The organism is Nonomuraea sp. NPDC049695 (genome assembly GCF_040674955.1).
Taxonomy (GTDB): Bacteria; Actinomycetota; Actinomycetes; order Streptosporangiales; family Streptosporangiaceae; genus Nonomuraea; species Nonomuraea helvata.
In genome coordinates, this window is sequence record NZ_JBFANV010000152.1 from 1 (window position 1) to 16,241 (window position 16,241).

17 protein-coding genes and 1 pseudogene are annotated in these 16,241 nt (G+C 68.1%); 12 read left to right on the forward strand and 6 right to left on the reverse strand.

Annotated features, from left to right (window positions below):
* Nucleotides 1-279 precede the first annotated feature (279 nt).
* Together AB0J64_RS54700 and AB0J64_RS54705 are read left to right on the forward strand one after the other, a co-directional pair.
* Nucleotides 280-561 carry a cupin domain-containing protein gene (locus tag AB0J64_RS54700; protein ID WP_364046087.1) on the forward strand — a complete coding sequence of 94 codons (282 nt, stop codon included), beginning with the start codon at nucleotides 280-282 and terminating at the stop codon, nucleotides 559-561.
* 255 nt (nucleotides 562-816) lie between these two features.
* Nucleotides 817-1,326 carry a hypothetical protein gene (locus tag AB0J64_RS54705; RefSeq protein WP_364046089.1) on the forward strand — a complete coding sequence of 170 codons (510 nt, stop codon included), beginning with the start codon at nucleotides 817-819 and terminating at the stop codon, nucleotides 1,324-1,326.
* Nucleotides 1,327-1,499: 173 nt separating this feature from the next.
* Here AB0J64_RS54705 and AB0J64_RS54710 read toward each other — a convergent pair whose 3' ends face one another.
* The 3 genes from AB0J64_RS54710 to AB0J64_RS54720 form a co-directional block, all read right to left on the reverse strand.
* The gene (locus tag AB0J64_RS54710; protein ID WP_364046091.1) at nucleotides 1,500-1,817 is read right to left on the reverse strand and encodes a transposase; all 318 of its coding nucleotides are present in this window, start codon (nucleotides 1,815-1,817) and stop codon (nucleotides 1,500-1,502) included.
* Between the two features lie 128 nt (nucleotides 1,818-1,945).
* A complete protein-coding gene (locus tag AB0J64_RS54715) occupies nucleotides 1,946-2,512 on the reverse strand; it encodes an SMI1/KNR4 family protein (RefSeq protein ID WP_364046093.1) in 567 nt (188 codons plus the stop codon).
* Nucleotides 2,482-2,967 carry a hypothetical protein gene (locus tag AB0J64_RS54720; protein WP_364046095.1) on the reverse strand — a complete coding sequence of 162 codons (486 nt, stop codon included), beginning with the start codon at nucleotides 2,965-2,967 and terminating at the stop codon, nucleotides 2,482-2,484. The genes AB0J64_RS54715 and AB0J64_RS54720 overlap by 31 nt, the downstream gene beginning before the upstream one ends.
* A 206-nt stretch (nucleotides 2,968-3,173) precedes the next feature.
* Here AB0J64_RS54720 and AB0J64_RS54725 point away from each other — a divergent pair, with 206 nt between their 5' ends.
* From AB0J64_RS54725 to AB0J64_RS54735, 3 genes are read left to right on the forward strand one after another with little or no spacing between them, the layout of a single operon-like run.
* Nucleotides 3,174-3,506: a Tn3 family transposase gene (locus AB0J64_RS54725; protein WP_364046097.1), complete on the forward strand. Its 333-nt coding sequence runs from the start codon at nucleotides 3,174-3,176 to the stop codon at nucleotides 3,504-3,506.
* A 55-nt stretch (nucleotides 3,507-3,561) separates the two neighbouring features.
* On the forward strand, nucleotides 3,562-3,825 hold the full coding sequence (locus AB0J64_RS54730) for a Tn3 family transposase (protein ID WP_364046099.1): 264 nt from the start codon (nucleotides 3,562-3,564) through the stop codon (nucleotides 3,823-3,825).
* On the forward strand, nucleotides 3,738-4,598 hold the full coding sequence (locus tag AB0J64_RS54735; protein ID WP_364046101.1) for a Tn3 family transposase: 861 nt from the start codon (nucleotides 3,738-3,740) through the stop codon (nucleotides 4,596-4,598). The genes AB0J64_RS54730 and AB0J64_RS54735 overlap by 88 nt, the downstream gene beginning before the upstream one ends.
* 404 nt (nucleotides 4,599-5,002) lie before the next feature.
* Here AB0J64_RS54735 and AB0J64_RS54740 read toward each other — a convergent pair whose 3' ends face one another.
* Complete coding sequence (locus tag AB0J64_RS54740; protein ID WP_364046103.1) at nucleotides 5,003-5,824, reverse strand: FAD-dependent monooxygenase; 822 nt, start codon at nucleotides 5,822-5,824, stop codon at nucleotides 5,003-5,005.
* Nucleotides 5,825-6,520: 696 nt separating this feature from the next.
* Here AB0J64_RS54740 and AB0J64_RS54745 point away from each other — a divergent pair.
* From AB0J64_RS54745 to AB0J64_RS54770, 6 genes are all read left to right on the forward strand, one after another.
* A complete protein-coding gene (locus AB0J64_RS54745; protein WP_364046105.1) occupies nucleotides 6,521-7,381 on the forward strand; it encodes a sugar ABC transporter permease in 861 nt (286 codons plus the stop codon).
* A 7-nt stretch (nucleotides 7,382-7,388) separates the two neighbouring features.
* Nucleotides 7,389-8,198 carry a carbohydrate ABC transporter permease gene (locus AB0J64_RS54750; RefSeq protein WP_364046107.1) on the forward strand — a complete coding sequence of 270 codons (810 nt, stop codon included), beginning with the start codon at nucleotides 7,389-7,391 and terminating at the stop codon, nucleotides 8,196-8,198.
* Between the two features lie 31 nt (nucleotides 8,199-8,229).
* Nucleotides 8,230-9,573 (forward strand): sugar ABC transporter substrate-binding protein, encoded by a 1,344-nt coding sequence (locus AB0J64_RS54755; RefSeq protein WP_364046109.1) that lies wholly within the window; start codon nucleotides 8,230-8,232, stop codon nucleotides 9,571-9,573.
* 10 nt (nucleotides 9,574-9,583) lie between these two features.
* Entirely contained in the window at nucleotides 9,584-10,636 is a 1,053-nt protein-coding gene (locus AB0J64_RS54760) for a LacI family DNA-binding transcriptional regulator (RefSeq protein WP_364046111.1), read from the forward strand.
* A gap of 65 nt (nucleotides 10,637-10,701) precedes the next feature.
* Nucleotides 10,702-10,851 carry a hypothetical protein gene (locus tag AB0J64_RS54765; protein ID WP_364046113.1) on the forward strand — a complete coding sequence of 50 codons (150 nt, stop codon included), beginning with the start codon at nucleotides 10,702-10,704 and terminating at the stop codon, nucleotides 10,849-10,851.
* The gene (locus AB0J64_RS54770; protein WP_364046115.1) at nucleotides 10,848-12,929 is read left to right on the forward strand and encodes an alpha-galactosidase; all 2,082 of its coding nucleotides are present in this window, start codon (nucleotides 10,848-10,850) and stop codon (nucleotides 12,927-12,929) included. The genes AB0J64_RS54765 and AB0J64_RS54770 overlap by 4 nt, the downstream gene beginning before the upstream one ends.
* A gap of 47 nt (nucleotides 12,930-12,976) precedes the next feature.
* On the opposite strand, the gene AB0J64_RS54775 is transcribed toward AB0J64_RS54770, so the two are convergent.
* Both AB0J64_RS54775 and AB0J64_RS54780 read right to left on the reverse strand, forming a co-directional pair.
* A complete protein-coding gene (locus tag AB0J64_RS54775; protein ID WP_364046117.1) occupies nucleotides 12,977-14,686 on the reverse strand; it encodes an RICIN domain-containing protein in 1,710 nt (569 codons plus the stop codon).
* Nucleotides 14,687-14,911: 225 nt separating this feature from the next.
* Nucleotides 14,912-15,991 carry a hypothetical protein gene (locus tag AB0J64_RS54780; protein ID WP_364046119.1) on the reverse strand — a complete coding sequence of 360 codons (1,080 nt, stop codon included), beginning with the start codon at nucleotides 15,989-15,991 and terminating at the stop codon, nucleotides 14,912-14,914.
* 55 nt (nucleotides 15,992-16,046) lie between these two features.
* Between AB0J64_RS54780 and AB0J64_RS54785 the strand changes: the two are divergent.
* Nucleotides 16,047-16,241: pseudogene (locus AB0J64_RS54785) on the forward strand (hypothetical protein); the annotation flags it as partial.

Below are 16,241 nucleotides of genomic sequence, written 5' to 3' on the forward strand. Positions count from 1 at the left end.
AACCGAAGCCGCGCTCCCCGCTACAACCTGGGGAAAGTCAACAAGCGGCCCACGTCCCTGACCACCAAACGCGATCTCGGACCTTAAAGAACAAGATAAGTCATGCTCAAGAAACTGATTCTGGCCACAATGGCCAGTTCACTGGCCATTGTGGCGAGCGGAACGGCTAGTTCGCTCGCCGAGTCGCGCCCCGCACGGGCCGCAGACCAAGTCATCTACCACTCTCACAAGGAGGAGGGATCGCCCTGCGAAGGACTGAAGGGATGCACATTCGTCCAGTTGAAGGGCGACCCGAAGACCGGCCCTTCGGAGGCGATGTTCACTCTCAAGGCCGGCACTCCCTTCTCCCCGCACTGGCACACCAGCCCAGAGCGCGTCGTCGGGGTTTCGGGGGTCATGCTGTGGCACGTGGAGGGACGCAAGACCTATCGGGTCGGCGCAGGCGACTACCTGTATTACCCATCGAAGGCGGTGCACTGGGGCAAGTGTGCTCCGGGCGCCGACTGCGTCTACTACGTGTACGACTCCCAGCCCTACGACTTCCATCCCGCTGAACGCTGAAGTGGCGTTGCGTCGACCGAACGCCAACTCAGCCACGAGGAAGCTCAGGCAGAAGCTCGCTGTACAGGAGGGGCGGCGTTAAGCACGCCTGACGATCACGGGCACAGCCCGACTGATCGGCGGAACGTTGGCGTCTTGGGCCGCACACTCCTGGCTGCAACCGCCGCAGCGTCAGCTGCGGCGGTCAGCCGTGGCAGTGGACTCGGCCTCGAGGCCCAGCTCTTCCACGCTGGTTGGGGTGCGGTGCTCGCGTAGATGCCGTACGACTCCCAGCGCCAACTCACACCTCCCGACTTCGCCGCCGCCCCCACCTCGTTCACCACCGCCAGCCAGTTCCCCGGCGTCACCGTCGAGGACTTCGACGGCTACGCCTCGGACGCCGCCCTGAGCGCCGCCTACATCCGCCACACCGGCGGCGACGCCGTCACCGCCTCGCTCGGCACCGGCAGCGCCGCCGAGTCCGGCAAAAGCCTTCAGATCGGCTACACCCTCGGCACCAACGGCTGGATCGGCCTGCAGCACAGCTTCCCCACCGCCCAAACCTGGACGAACGCGACCGGCCTCAAGCTGAAGGAACGAGCCACCACTTCACCTCAGGCGACGGTCCCCATCTCGACGACCCCGCCAGCCAGCGATACCGACGACGTGCGGTCGAGGCGACGGTCGCATGGACCGCCGTCGCCTCCGCTTGATGACATGCGCCTCAGGCGGAGAAGCTCAGGTCCCCAGGCGAGCATCTGCAGGACGCCTCGGCCAACGCGCTGACGGAAGACTCTCGCCACGCCGCCTGCTCCGAAAGAACCGCCGAGCTGCGGCACCGCCAAACCGCGCCGCAGACCGGCATGAACGAGCGTTACGGACTGACCTCATGGACCTGGGCGACCTGTTCACTGGCATCGGGCTCCGCCGCCGGCCTACTGGCTGTGGTTGTGAGGCATTCATCTGAAGGAGCCCGCAGGTGAACGGGGATCCCCTAGCGTGGCGGCACGGGCAAGGTGTGGCTCGACGGGCGCCGGAAGATCTCGCTGGACGTGAGCGTCAAGCAGGTCGGCGAGCCGCAGGCGTGGGAGCACGCGCTCGGCCTCGGCCACGCCCGACTTGCCGTCATCGCTCTCGGCCTCACGCACCCAGGTGCGCAGGGTCTCGCGGTTCATTTCGAGCTCCCGCACCACATCAGCGCAGGTACGGCCCGTCGTACGGACCAGCCTCACCGCGTCCCGCCTGAACTCATCGCCGAACTTCGACGGTCGCGCCACCGAAGGCTCCCCTCTATGGAACAAGATCCATTGTCAGGGATGTCCTCTCCTCGGGGGGAACTTCAACCCCGGCAAAAACATGACCGATCCTAGGAATTCAACCTGTGGCAATACGCTCACCACGCGGCTTAACGCTTTTGTCCTTCAAGCCTGTGCACATAGCGCAGCGGAACCTCTCGCAGGTCGATGCTGAGCGGGTAAGGGTCGTGCTTGTCCAGGAGCAGCCTGCGGAGGAATTCGACCATGCCGCAGGGGAAGAGTGTGAAGTCCTCGTCAGTGTGTCGGCCCCAGACCAGGACCGGCCACTGGTCAGGGTCGGGGTCAGTGGTCAGCCAGCACAGGATGTCGGGGCCTGAGGTCAAGCCCCACGCGAGGATGTGGTCCGGGTTGATGTCGAGGCCTTCCTGGCCCCCCAGCATCTCCCAGGCGTCACGGGCGTTCTGCGTCTCCGCTTCGAAGGTCTCATCGTCCAGGTAGATGCTCTCCTTGGGCAACGGCATGAGGATGACGCCCCCGCCGCGCCCGTCGGCGGCGTCGAACGAGCCGGCGCCATAGATGGACATAAAGGACATGTAGTCACGTGGGAACCGTGTGCCCCATCGCACCTCTGCTGCCGACCAATCGATTTCCTCGTCTGCACCGAGATCTGAAGGCAGGATCTTGGTCAGCGCTGCGATACCCGTCGGGTCTTCCACGGCAATCCCTTCGACAACGTGGCAGCGAGTCTACGAGGTCGCACCGGCAAGCGCCGTAACAGAACGATCCGGACGAGTCCGGGCAGGTCGGTGACGGCGAAGTTGGCCAGGGCGCGCCGAAGCAGGGACCATACGCCCTCCGCCGGGTTCAACTCGGGCGCGTGCGTGGATAATCGGACGATGCGCAGCCAGTCGGTGTTGTCGGCGGCGAAGTTGGCCAACTGGCCGGTCAGGTGCACAGTGAAGTCGATCTGGAGCGCGGTTCCCGTCTTGTCGACCGATCCGTTTCTCCGGACCGCTTCCGCATCCGGCGTGCCCGTTTCCGAGCACCGGGCGCTCCACAAGTCCGGTTCAGGTCTGCGTGTGGTTCCTCGTTCCAGGCTTGGCCAGGGAGTTGGGATGACGGTCCTCCGGTAGCGGTAGCGCGTGGTGGCCACCTTCGCCGGATTAATCAAGCGGCTGGCTCGTGTCCATTTCCCGACACATGGATCTGACCTTGCCGGTCACGGCCTTGACGGCCTTGCCGGACGGATAGGGCTTGCCGCTGAATAAGCCGAAGCTTCCGGATTTCTCACTCGTTGCCGTGGTATGGGCATGACGCAAGAGACGGTCGGGTCTCTGGCAGCGAAGTTTCAGACGATCTCCGCGCCTGCTGCTCGAGGTGCACGCCCGCACCGGCATGTTCGATTGCTTCACCCACATCACCGGCCCGCACGTGCGCCGCGCCGACCTCGACATCAGCCTGGCCGCGCAGACGGTGGCCCGCTCGTGCAACGTCGGCCTGATCCCGGTCATCAAGGCCGGGACGCCGGCGCTGACCGCGGCCCGGCTGATCGGCGTGGAGAGGGGCTACTTCCACGGCGAGGGCATCGTCGCAGCCTCGGCTCGGTTGGTGGGCAAACAGGCCGAGATCGACATCACCGCCGACTGGGGCGGCGGCCTGGTGGCGCCGGTGGACGGGATGCGCTTCGTCATCCCGGTACGTTCCTTATAGGCCCGTCCGTACCTCTTTATTTGGTGTCGGAAAAAGGCCAAGGGGTGCCACCTGGTTGAACGTCGTCTCCGACAAGGTGATGGGCCTGGGCGGCCTGGTGGTGCCCGGAACGCTACGCGACTCGCTGTATATCCTGGACGCCATCCACCGCCTGGACGCCACCGAGCAGCCCGAGGTAGTCGTCACTGACCAGGGCAGCTACTCCGACCTGGTGTATGGCATGTTCGCCATGTGCGGCTACCAGTTCGCGCCCGGCACGCCGACATCTCCGACACCCAACTGTGGTGGATCGACACCGAGATGCTCGAGGGCGGCCTGACCACCGGGACGCGCACCACCAACGGCTGGGGCGCCTTCAACAGCCTGGGCCTGCGCCGCGTCTCCCTCCCCGCCATCGTCGGCCACTGGGACGACATGGCCCCGGTGGCCGGATCGCTGTCGACCAACCAGGTCCGCGCCTACGACCTGATCAAGATGATGACCGCCGACGGCCGCCTGACCGGGCTCGGCAACGCCTTCGCCCACTACGGCCGCGTTTTTAAGGCCCTGCATCTGCTGCAGGTCCTGCACGTGGAGGACCACCGCAGGATGATCGGAGCCCAGCTCAACGTCGGCGAGTCCCGCCACACCCTGGCCCGCCGGGTGTTCTTCGGCAACCTCGGCCGGCTAGTACGCGGCTATGAACGAGGCATGGAGGACCAGGTGAGCGCTCTCGGCCTGGGGATCAATGCCATCATCTGGTGGAATTCGCTGTACATCGACGCAGCTGTGAAACGGCTGGAGGCCGGCGGGCTGGGCGTCGGCCCGGAAATTCGGCCGGATGGTTCGCGCTCTGGTACCGGCAAGCCCCTGTCCGGCCGGGACGGCTGCCGGGAGTGGCGGGCCGGGTGCGTGGCGCGGTGCTGGTCATGGTCGGGATGGCTGCGATCGTCGGTGCCGCCGCCGGGGCGGCGACCGCGCCGCGGTGAGCGGCTACGACCTGGTTCGGAGCGTGATCCTGGGAGGCGCCGACGGGGCCGCATTCATACTTGCCTGCTACGTGCTCGCCTGGCACGGTCGGAACGTAGTGAGGGCCCGACGGGTGGTGCGTGACGCAGGCCCGCCAGCCTGAGCGCGCAGGGAAGGGCATGAAGAGTCTCGCTGTTCGCCGGCCAGCAGCCAGCGAACCCGGTCGCGAGCGGCCGGGTGGTACGTGGGTGTCAGCGGCGCGTTGGGGCGGCGGTCGAGACTGATCTCGCTTGAGAGAGCCTCGCACAGCCGGTCAGATCGGGTTTCGCATGCTGCCCAGGCGGTGGATCGCCGAAGGGGTCCCTGAGCTGGCTCACGCAGGCCCGGCGTAGCGTCCACGACCACGTTGCCCCCGTTCGGTGAGACTCTCGATTGCGCTCGAAATGCCGACCGTGGCGAGTTGCGGAGGTGAGTCCGCGGACGGGGAGGTGCGCTGCCTCGGCGCCCCCCGAAGCGGAGTGGCGGCGCCGGGACGCGGTGAAGGCGGGTCAGTCGTTGCTGCGGATGCTGGGCAAGAGTGGCTCGGTGTCGGGCATGAGGACGGCGAGCAGTTCCCCGGTCCGCTCCGCTTCGCTTACCGAGCGGGGCAGCATCACCGCCTCGTAGGCGGCCAGGGCGTCTTTGATGGTGGGGCGGCCGATGATGGCCTGGGCGAGTTCGGCGCCGTCGAGCATGGCGAGGTTGGCGCCGACGCCGGCCGGCGGCATCAGGTGCGCGGCGTCGCCGAGCAGGGTGATGCCGGGCACGCGCTCCCAGATGTGCGGGACGGGCAGCACGAAGATCGGCCGGTTGACGAACGGGCCCTCGTTGAGGCGCAGCATGGCGAGCAGGCTCTCGTCCCAGCCCTGGTACATCTCCAGGAGGCGGGCACGGAGGGCGTCGGTGTCGTCGGGGTCGAGGCCGGCGTTCCAGTCGAGGGGGCCGGGGAGGAGGGAGTCCATCAGCAGGGCGTGCGGCTGTCCGCGGTCGATCTCGGGGGCGGCGGTGTCTTCGGCGTCGGGGATGGAGTGCCGCACCATGGCGGCGTTGCGGTCCATCCTGCGCACTTCCTGGCCTTCGGGACGGGACAGGGCGAGGAACTGGTCGAACAGCCCGGCGGAGCGCAGGGCGACCTGGCCGGTGGGGGCCTGGATGTCGAGGGTGCCGCCCTGGGAGCGGGCGGTGAGGTCGGCCTCGCGCTCCAGGACGGTGACGCCGATGCCGTGGTTCTGCAGGATGCGGGCGCAGACGAGCCTGCCGGGCCGGCGCCGACGATCGCGATACGGGAAGTGCTGGTCATGCGGGTGGTGCTCCGTTCCGGAAGGGGGCATTACGTCCATCCGGGTGACCGAGTACCGGGAAACCGGCCACCCCTGGAACTACCAGGAACCCCCGCAGACGCACTCCGCATGGCGAGTAGCCGCCATCGGCTCGGCACAACTTCTGGGAACGACGACTTTTCGGAAGAAGACTCCGGACGCGACTTCGGAGAATCCGGTCCCGCCCGGGTAACGACCCCCCGAGACACCTTCCGAGAACACGGAACAGGCGGACGGCGCTCAGCCCAAGCGGCACGACGCCCGTCCCACCCGCTGCCCGCCGGCTACGAGCAGCTGCTCGCCGAGCACGCCGCCGCGTGGCCCGTCTTGCCGCCGGAGAAGACCACCGAACCCACTACGAGGCCACCGGCCACCGGATCACTCTCGGCATCGCCGGACCCGACGCCCGCGAACGCACCGGTGCCAGACGCCAAGAGATCCAAAGCATCGGACGCGGCCACCGCCTCGACCCGCCCATGCTCCTTCCCTTGGCTCCAAGCTCTTGACGTCGGGGATGTTATCGGTAACTCTCTTCTTCATCACTTTCGGGCTGACTAGTCACCCTTCTGTTCCACACCAGAGCTTTCCCTCTGTCTCAGCGATGGCAGTGTACGGAGTATGAATGTGATCGATAACATCTCTCTTCACGGTGGCCCCGTGCGAGGGCAGCGGCGTTCGGTACGCCCGCTCGCACCTCGGATACGCGCCGTGGTCGAGGCCTACGTTCTGCTCGCGCCGAGCCTGATCGGTTTCCTGCTGTTCCTGGTGGCACCCATCTTCGGGGTGGCGGCGCTGAGCCTGTTCGACTGGAATCTGATGGGGGCGCCCTCGTTCGTCGGCCTGGCCAACTACCGCGAGCTGACCGCCGACCCAGAGGTCTGGCGGGCGGTGCTCAACACGGTCTACTACGTGCTGCTCAACATCCCGGCGCAGACCGTGCTGGCTCTGCTGCTGGCTCTGGCGCTGAACCGGCGGATGCGCGGCGGCAAGGCGCTACGGGTGATCTTCGTGCTGCCGTGGATGGCCATGCCCGTGGCCTTGGGCGTCATCTGGTCCTGGGTGTTCGACCCGAGGTACGGCGTGGTCAACCAACTGCTGGGTCTGGTCGGGATCGACGGCCCGAACTGGTTGACGGACCCGGCCTGGGCGATGCCGGTGATCGCTTCGGTGAACATCTGGCAGTACACGGGCTACACCATGCTGATCCTGCTGGCCGGGCTGCAGGCGATTCCGCACCCGCTGTACGAGGCGGCGGCGATCGACGGCACGACGCCGGTCCAGCGGTTCTTCACGATCACTCTGCCGCTGCTGCGGCCGTCCCTGTTCTTCGTGCTGGTCACGAACACGATCGGGTCGTTCCAGATCTTCGACACGGTCTTCGTGATGACGCAGGGCGGCCCCGGCGGTGCGACCGACGTGCTGAACTTCCACATCTACCAGCAGGGTTTCCAGCTCTTCCGATCCGGCTACGCCTCCGCTTTGGCGATGGTGCTGTTCGCGCTGATCCTGCTGATCACTGGGGCGCAGTTCCTCTATTTCCGCAAGCGCACCGTCTACGACTTCTCCTGAGGACCCGATGAAGCGGATCGCACTCTATCTCGCGCTGTTCGCGGGCGCCGTGGTCTCGGTCGCGCCGTACCTGATGACGCTGAACTCGGCGTTGAAGGAGCCCGCGCAGGTGCTCACCACCCGCGCATGGTCGCCCGCGTCGCCGGTGACCTTCGAGAACTTCGCCCAGGTGTGGGCGGAGTACGACATGGCCCACTTCCTGCTGAACTCGCTGATCTACGCGGGCGCCGTGACGGTGGGCCAGGTCGTCTTCAGCACGATGGCCGCCTACGCCTTCGGCAGGATGTCGTTTCCGGGCAGGGACGCGCTCTTCTGGGGCTATCTGGCGACGATGATGGTGCCGCAGATCGTCACGCTGGTCCCGCTCTTCCTGATCATGCGGGAGATGGGCCTGATCGACACCTATCTTGGGCTGATTCTGCCCACGGCGTTCGGCACGCCGTACGGGATCTTCCTGGTCCGGCAGTACTTCCGCACCATCCCGCGAGACCTGGAGGCGGCCGCGCACATCGACGGCGCGGGGACCTGGACCGTGCTGGTCCGCATCATGCTGCCGCTGAGCCGCCCGATCCTGGCCACGCTGGCCACGATCACGTTCATCACCACCTGGAACACGCTGCTCTGGCCGCTGATCATCACCAACAGTGACGCCACCCGCGTGGTGACGCTGGGCATCTCGGCGCTGAAGGGCCAGTACTCCTCCCAGTACCACCTCATTCTGGCGGCGGCCGCGATGGCGCTGCTGCCACTCATCGTGATCTTCCTGGCGTTCCAGCGGCACATCGTCCGCTCAATCGCCCTGACCGGGCTGAAGTAGCCACCCCCCGAAGAGAGAAGGGCATGACCCTATGTCCACGAAGTTCACCACGGCCGCCGTCGCGGCGGCGGCAGTCCTGGCCCTGGCCGCGTGCGGTGGAGGGAGCGGCGATGCCGGCCCCTCCACCGGTGGCACTGTCACGCTGCGCTATGCGATGTGGGACGAGGTGCAGAAGCCGCCGATCGAGAAGTCGCTGGGCGAGTTCATGAAGGCGCACCCGAACATCAAGGTGCAGATCGAGCTGAACAACTGGAACGACTACTGGAGCAAGCTGCAGACCCAGCTTGCCGGGCGTTCGGCCCCTGACGTGTTCTGGGACCATGTCTCCTACTTCCCCAAGTTCAGCAAGGAGGGCGTGCTCACCGACCTGGCGCCGCTCATCGCGCAGGACAAGGTGGACACCTCCGTCTACGACCCCAAGCTCGCCGCGGGCTGGAAGGTGGACGGGAAGGTGTACGGCCTGCCCAAGGACTGGGACACGATCGGCCTGTTCTACAGCACGAAGGCGCTCAAGGACGCCGCTCTCACGCCCGCCGACCTCGACGGCCTCACCTGGAATCCCACGGACGGCGGCACGTTCGTCAGGGTCCTGCGGAAGCTGACCGTCGACGAGAACGGCAAGCGCGCCGACGAGCCCGGCTTCGACCCCAAGAAGATCAAGCAGTACGGCCTGACGATGCAGGCGCCGACCGGCCAGCAGGACTGGTGGAACTTCGCTCTGCAGAACGGCTGCAAGCTCCAGGATCAGCCGTGGGGCAAGTGGACGATCGACCAGCCTGCTTGTGTCCAGGCCATCCAGTTCGTCCAGGACCTGCGGCTGAAGTACCACGTCGCGGTGCCGGCCACGGTCACCAACCCGCCCAACGGCCCCTCCCTCGACCAGGTGGTCGGCCGCGGTGAGGCGGCAACCGCGATGGACGGGAGCTGGATGCTGCGCGCCTTCGACACGGCGCTGCCGAACGGCGGATTCGGCGTGGCCGACCTCCCCGCGGGCCCCGTCGGCAAGGGCAGCGTCTACAACGGCCTGACCGAGGCGATCTACGCCGGTACCAAGCACCCGAAGGAGGCGTGGGAACTGGTCAAGTGGCTGACCTCGGAGCAGCACCAGAAGGCCGTGGCGCAGGCGGGGGCCGTCTGGCCCGGCATCCCCGCGCTCAATGACACCTTCGCCGAGTCGTGGAAGGCCAAGGGGGTGGACGTCACCGGATTCAAGAAGGCAGCCGAAGGCACGACCATGGGCTACCCCTTGACCGTGGCGGCCGACACCTACAACGTCAAGGCGCTCGACATCTTCAACCAGGTCTGGCTGGGGCAGATGTCGCCGCAGGACGCCGCGAGTAAGATCAACACTGAGGCCAATGCCGCCATCAAGTAAGGTCTCTCCTGTGGAAGTTACCGGTCACATCTCCGGCGAGGACGTCCCCCGCCGGTCCGCGAGCATCTGGGACGTCGCCCGGGTGGCCGGTGTCTCCCAGCAGACGGTCTCCCGCGTGATCAACGGCAAGGACCGGGTCAGCGCCGAGACCCGGGCCAAGGTCCTGCAGGTCATCGAGGAACTGGGCTACCGGCCCAACAAGCTGGCCCGGGTGCTGGCTGGAGGGCCGGTGCGCTCGGTCACCGTGCTCACCTCCGACACCTCCTTGTACGGCGCGGCCGCCACGCTGCGCGGGATGGAGGAGGCGGCCAGGACGGCGGGCTTCTCGGTCGGGATCAGCGTGCTGGAACCGGGCTCCGGCCAGCGGGACGTGGTCGAACGGCTCAACCGGCCGGGGGAGGCGGTCATGGTGATCGCCTTCGACGAGGCCGGGGTGCGGGCGCTCGGGGCGCTGCCGGCGGACGTCCCGGTGGCAGCGGCCGTGGAACGCCGCCCCGACATCGAGACCGAGAACCCCTGGCAGGTCTGGCTGGACGACCGGGCGGCCGCCGCGCATGCCACCCGCTACCTGCTGGGCATGGGGCACTCGACCGTGCGCTACCTGGCCATCCCCTCCTCCACCAGCGAATTGTCCCAGCGTACCCAAGGCTGGATGGACGCGCTGCGGGCCGCGGGACGGCGGGTGCCTGAGCCGCTGCAGGGCGGCTGGAGTCCACGCTCGGGCTACCTGGCCGTCCGCGACCTGGTGGCCGACCCCTCGGTCACCGCGATCCTGTGCGGCAACGACGACCTCGCGCTGGGTGTGATGCGGGCCGCCCGCGAAGCCGGCCGGCACATCCCCGGCGACCTCAGCGTGGTCGGGTTCGACGATTCACCCCCCGCGGCCTACCTCAACCCCTCACTCACCACAGTCCGGCTGGACTTCGAAGGCCTCGGCCGGGCCTGCTTCAGCGTGCTGCACCGCAGGCTGGACCCACACACCGCTCCGGCCGTCACTGCCTGGAGCGAGCCCGAACTCATCGTCCGGGAGAGCAGCGGCCCCGCGCCGCGCTCCACCGGATGAGTGACATCAGCTAAAGCCCCTTTCCCCGCCTGTCCCATGCCTGATCCGGGAGGGGCAGAAGTGGTGTGCCCCGCCTTCAGGCAATCCTGGCCAAGATCGACACAATGGTCGTGGCGATGGAGGCCGATCCCCACCACGACGAGTTCGTCTACGTGCCCTTCAACGACGTCGAGGCCGCGGTCCTTCATGACCGCGGCCACGAAAGGAAGCCATGATCGTCCACGATCCGGACCGCCGTCTGTGGATCTTGTCCGGGCCGTCCTCCTGCTATGTTCTCCATCTGGACGAGGCCGACCGGCTCCGTACCCTGCACTGGGGGCCGCGGCTCTCCCACGAGCAGGCCCTGTCCCTGCTCCGGCTACCGCAGCCGGAGCACCGGTCGATGGAGGACCCGGCCGACGGCGTGCTGGACCTGGCCTCAGCCGGCGGACTGCGATACGGGCAGGCGGGACTGCAGGTGCGCTTCGCCGACGGCACCCGCGATCTGGACCTGGGCTACTCCGGCGAACGCCGTACCGATCGGGAGCTGGTACTGGAATTCGCCGACCGTCACTACCCGCTGACCGCCGAGTGCCACTACCGGATCTACGGCGACAGCGATGTGGTCGAACGCCACCTGGTCCTGCGCAACGCGGGCGAGCCCCTCACGGTGGCGCGGGCCGACTCCGCCACCTGGGTCCTGCCTCGTCTGAGCGGCTACCGGCTCAGCTGCGTGCGGGGCCAGTGGATGGCCGAGACCCGCCTGCACCGCGGCGAGCTCCCGTACGGCGAGACCACGCTGACCAGCCGACGGGGGGTGACCAGTCACCAGGCCAATCCCTGGGCGATGGTCGACGACGGCACGGCGAGCGAGGAGCACGGCGCGGTCTACTCGTGCGCGCTGGCCTGGAGCGGGAGCTGGCGGCTCACCGCGCAGCGGCTGCCGACCGAGCGGGTGACGCTGTCGGCCGGCGCGGGGCACGACCCGGTGACCTGGGAGCTGGGAGCCGGCGAGGAACTGGTCACCCCGGCGTGCGCGGGCCTGTACACCGAGGGCGGCTTCGGCTCCGCCAGCCGCGCCTGGCACGACCACCAGCTGCGGCACGTCCTGCCGCACGCAGGCGAGACACGGCCCGTGCTCTACAACTCCTGGGAGGCCACGGGCTTTGACGTCTCCCTGGAGAGCCAGGTCAAGCTCGCCGAGAAGGCCGCCCAGATGGGCGTCGAGCTGTTCGTGATGGACGACGGCTGGTTCGGCGCCCGCACCCATGACGCCGCAGGGCTCGGCGACTGGCACCCCAACCCGCACCGGTTCCCGCACGGGCTCGGCCCTCTGATCAATCGGGTGCACGAGCTGGGCATGCGGTTCGGCCTGTGGGTGGAGCCGGAGATGGTCAACCCCGACAGCGACCTGTACCGCGCCCACCCCGACTGGGTGATCCACCGGCCCCACCGCGCCCGCACCGAGCACCGCAACCAGCTCGTGCTCGATCTGAGCAGGCCGCAAGTCGCCGACTGGCTCCACCGCACCCTGGATGAGTTGCTCGCCAAGAACGACATCGACTTCCTGAAGTGGGACATGAACCGCCCCTTCACCGAGGCGGGTCCGGACGAGCGGCTGTGGCTCGACCACGTCCGCACCCTCTACGACGTGCTCGACCGGCTGCGCGCCGCCCACCCCCACGTACGCATCGAGTCGTGCAGCAGCGGCGGCGGCCGGGTGGACCTCGGCATCCTGCGGCGTACCGACCAGGTGTGGACCTCCGACAACACCGACGCCCTCGACCGGCTGGAGATCCAGCACGGCTTCTCCCAGCTCTACCCGGCCCGGGTGATGGGCGCCTGGGTCACCGACAGCCCCAACCCCTACACCCGGCGCCAGGTCCCGTTCGACTTCCGCTTCCACGTGGCCATGGCAGGAGCACTGGCCATCGGCGGTGCCCTGACCGAGTGGAGCCAGGCCGACCTGGACCGGGCCGCCGAACTGGTCGCCGCCTACAAGCGGATCCGCCACCTGGTCCAGCACGGCCGGCAGTACCGCCTGCTGCCGCCGGACGGCGAGCTGTCGGCCGTGGAGTACCTCGCCCCCGACGGCGGGCAGCTCGCGGTCCTCGCCTTCCGTCGCGCCCGCCGGTTCGGCCACGCCGACCCTGGCATCCGGCTGCGCGGTCTGGACGCCCAGGCCCGCTACCGCGACCAGACGACCGGTCAGATCCACCACGGCGCGGTCCTGCTCACCCACGGCCTGTTCGCGGACCTGGCTCCCGGCGACTACGCCAGCGCCCTGATCCACCTGATCCGCGAAAAGGGCTGACGAGACGTCAGGCCGCCGGCGCCTGGGACGCCGACGGCCTGCGCGCCCTATCGGGGGGCCAGCGTGAGCCGGTAGGCGCCGTAGGGGTCCTCGCCGGCGATCGGGATCGTGACGCTGCCGTTGGTGACGGTGTAGGCGGTCGACCAGAGCCGGGTCGCGCCGGAGACGTTCGTCGTACGTCCCGTGCCGGACACGTACTCCAGCGTGGCCGTGACGGAGGAACCCAGCCCGCCGATTCCGTCCACCCGGATCGTGTTGTCCCCGGCCTGACCGCCGAAGACGAGGCTGAAGGTGCGCGCACCGGCGTTGTAGGCGGCCACTCCGTCGTTGTAGGTGGTCGGGGTGACCTTGACGACGTTGCCGCTCTGGTCGGCGTACCACTTGTACATCCAGTACGACGCGGTCGGCTGGCCGTTGTGCAGCAGGCCGTTGAGCGTGCCGGCTTCGAACCAGAACGCCCGCTCGGCGTCGCGCACGCCCTCGCGCTCGAATTGGGCGATGTAGTGGTTCACGCTGCTCGGCACATCGATCTCGCCCGTGGTGGCGTACTCGTTGATGGAGATCGGCCGGGCGGAGATGCCCAGCTCGCGCTCCAGCGCCCGGTAGGCCCGGACATTGGCGGTGACCTGCTGCCATCCGCTCAGCTCGTGCCACGACACGATCTGCGGCAGGGTGTTGGTCGCCTTGGCGTTGGTCAGGAAGGACCGCATCCGGTTGACGTCCCAGTGCGACTCGCTCGGGCCCATGATCGCCGTGTTGGGCTCGCTCTGGCGAATGCGCCGGTAGGTGCGGACCCACCCGTCGTTGAAGGTCCCCGCCGAGGAAGGCCAGGTCCAGTCGGGTTCGTTCCACGGCTCCCAGGCGTCGATGTTGGTGATGTCCGGGCGCGCCTTGACCGCCGCGATCATCTTGTCGATACGGCTATACCAGTCGTCCCAGTTCGTCCAGTTGTAGGGGAATCCGTCGAAGCTGTCGGCCATGTCGACGGTGATCACGGCGCCGATGGCCTTGGCGTTGGCCGCGATGTCCAGCGTGTCGCCGATCGGGACGGGCGAGCCGTTGGGGCGGTGCTGGTGCAACGGGGGCGGCTGCCGGAGCTGGTGCAGCTTCAGGGGCTGCATGATCGACACCGGCGGGGTGTTGGCGTCGGCCAGCCCGTAGAGGGTGCCCGAGCCGACGCGCGTGACCGGGCGTACGGCGGTGGCCGCGTCCACCACGAGCGTGCTGCCGCCGCCGGTCGTGCTGTTCCACTTCTGGTTGCTCTGGCCGTTGCAGGTCCACAGGACGACCGCGGTGCCGTTGGCGGTGCCCGCCATGTTGACGTCGAGACACAGCCCCGACTGGGTGCCGGTGATGGAGCCGTCGGAGTTCTGGCGCCACTTCTGGTTCGCCTGCCCGTTACAGGTCCAGATGAGCACGGCGGTTCCCGGCGTGGTCTGGCTCCTGTCCGCATCGACGCAACGCGTGCCGTTCAGGGTACGCAGCTCGCCGGCCGAGGTGAACTCGAATCCCTGGTTGGCCTGGCCGTTGCAATCCCAGATGTCGAGCGCCGTGCCGAGCGTGTCGACGTTGCCCTTCACGTCAAGGCATCGCTGGGCGGAAACGCTGACCAGCGGCGCGGGGGCCGCCGAGGCCGGCACCGCCGCGCCCCAGGAAAGGGCGGTGGCGATCGCCGCGAGCACGCACGTGGCGACGACGGCGGGCGAGCGCCGGCGGCGGCCAGTCGCGTGGGTGGATAACCGGACGGGTAGATGCATGGTTCTGCTCCTCGAGAGGCGCGGACGCGGCGGCGAGAGGCTACGCCGTGGAGGTGTGCGAGCTTGGCGGATCCGGGGTGATGCGGTCGCCTGGTCAGGGCTGGCAGGCCGCAAGGAGGCCTCGCTGTGCGGTGGCACGCGAGGAGTGTTGGCTCTTGGATGTTTCAGCGGCATGAAGAGTGCGTTATCGGTAACACCACGGTTTAGAGTGTCCGCCGAACCATGTCAAGAGCTGGCCGCCACATCACGGAGCCGCCATGCGCCGGACATGGCGGTCGACCATCGCGCCAGGGCAACGTACCGGCTGTTCATAGGCCTAACCTGGGCCCTGTGAGTGGACGAATCTGAGCCTCTCGATGCGCGGAAAAGTTCATGAAACGCATGGGGCATGTCGCGCCAGGCTTGACCGAGAGCGTGGTAGCGATAACACTGCGGTGGTCGTCGGTGATCAGGTGGTGTTTGCTGCCGGCCCGTCCGCGATGTCGTCGAGGAGCAGGTGGATGAGGCAGGCCCGGTTCGCAGCGTGGTGGTTGAGAAGGAGAAGTAGCGGCCGCCGTCCCAGTCGGTGGCCAGTGCGACGCAGTCGCGGGCCAGGGCGTCAGTGCGGTGGAGGATCTCCGCCCAGCCGGCCCGCAGCGTGGCCTCGACCGGCTCGTTGGCGGGAGCGGGCTCCAGCACCGTGGCGGCCAGCGCGATGGACTGTCGGTCGAAACACTTCTCCAGCATCTCGATGTGGATCTGCGCGCTTTCCACGGCCTGGGCGTCGATCTCGCCCGCCAGGCGCAAGACGGCGCGGTCGGCGGGGGTGCCGGGCTGATCGCGGTGCAGCCGGTCTAGCGGCGCCGTGTCCAGGGCGGGGTGGCGCGGGGGTACCGCAGGGGGTGGCGTGCCGGGACGCCATCGGTCCATCTCCTCCGGCTGGATGAGGCCGGTGGGCCAGTACGGGGCGGGGGTGCCCAGCACGCGAGCGAGGTCCTCCCGGCGGGGTTCGTAGCTGCGGTCGGAGGCGAAGGCGTCGACGGTGAGCAGGTCGGGCCCCCACGGGTCGAAGTGGCCGGCGTCTTGGCCGACGAGTGTGTCGGCGTTGACCCGGGCCAGCAGTTGCTGCAGGACTCGTTCCGGGTCGAAGCCCGGCAGCCCGCCTGGGCGTAGACCTGGCCGATGCGGCCGACCTCGCTGTCCCAGAGCACGATCGCGTAGCGGTCGACCGTCGTCACGCCGCGGGGACATCGACACCGACACGTGGACGTGGACGTGGACGGTACGCAGGCAGACGACACCGAGTTCTGGCGGTCTCGCAGGCAAAGGGGCGAAGGGCAAGCGGGCCAGGAAGGTCCCGATCATTGTCGAGGTTCGTGAGTTGGTCCTGTGCCGTCTCGGCGCCGCCGGTGATGACCCTGCCGCCCGGCTTTTCACGGGGCCCAGGGGCGGCCGCATCACCACGGCGGTCCTACGGGATGCGACGCACTGGGACGAGGTCGTGGCGAAGCTCGGCTACGAACATCTCCGCCGCCACGATCTTCGCCACACCGGGCTCACCTGGATGGCCGACACC

Excerpts from the sequence above, each read along its gene's own strand:
- AB0J64_RS54740 (WP_364046103.1), bottom strand. The coding sequence starts at position 5,824 with ATGCCCCCTTCCGGAACGGAGCACCACCCGCATGACCAGCACTTCCCG.
- AB0J64_RS54750 (WP_364046107.1), top strand. The coding sequence starts at position 7,389 with ATGAAGCGGATCGCACTCTATCTCGCGCTGTTCGCGGGCGCCGTGGTC.
- AB0J64_RS54775 (WP_364046117.1), bottom strand. The coding sequence starts at position 14,686 with ATGCATCTACCCGTCCGGTTATCCACCCACGCGACTGGCCGCCGCCGG.
- AB0J64_RS54705 (WP_364046089.1), top strand. The coding sequence starts at position 817 with ATGCCGTACGACTCCCAGCGCCAACTCACACCTCCCGACTTCGCCGCC.
- AB0J64_RS54770 (WP_364046115.1), top strand. The coding sequence starts at position 10,848 with ATGATCGTCCACGATCCGGACCGCCGTCTGTGGATCTTGTCCGGGCCG.
- AB0J64_RS54755 (WP_364046109.1), top strand. The coding sequence starts at position 8,230 with ATGTCCACGAAGTTCACCACGGCCGCCGTCGCGGCGGCGGCAGTCCTG.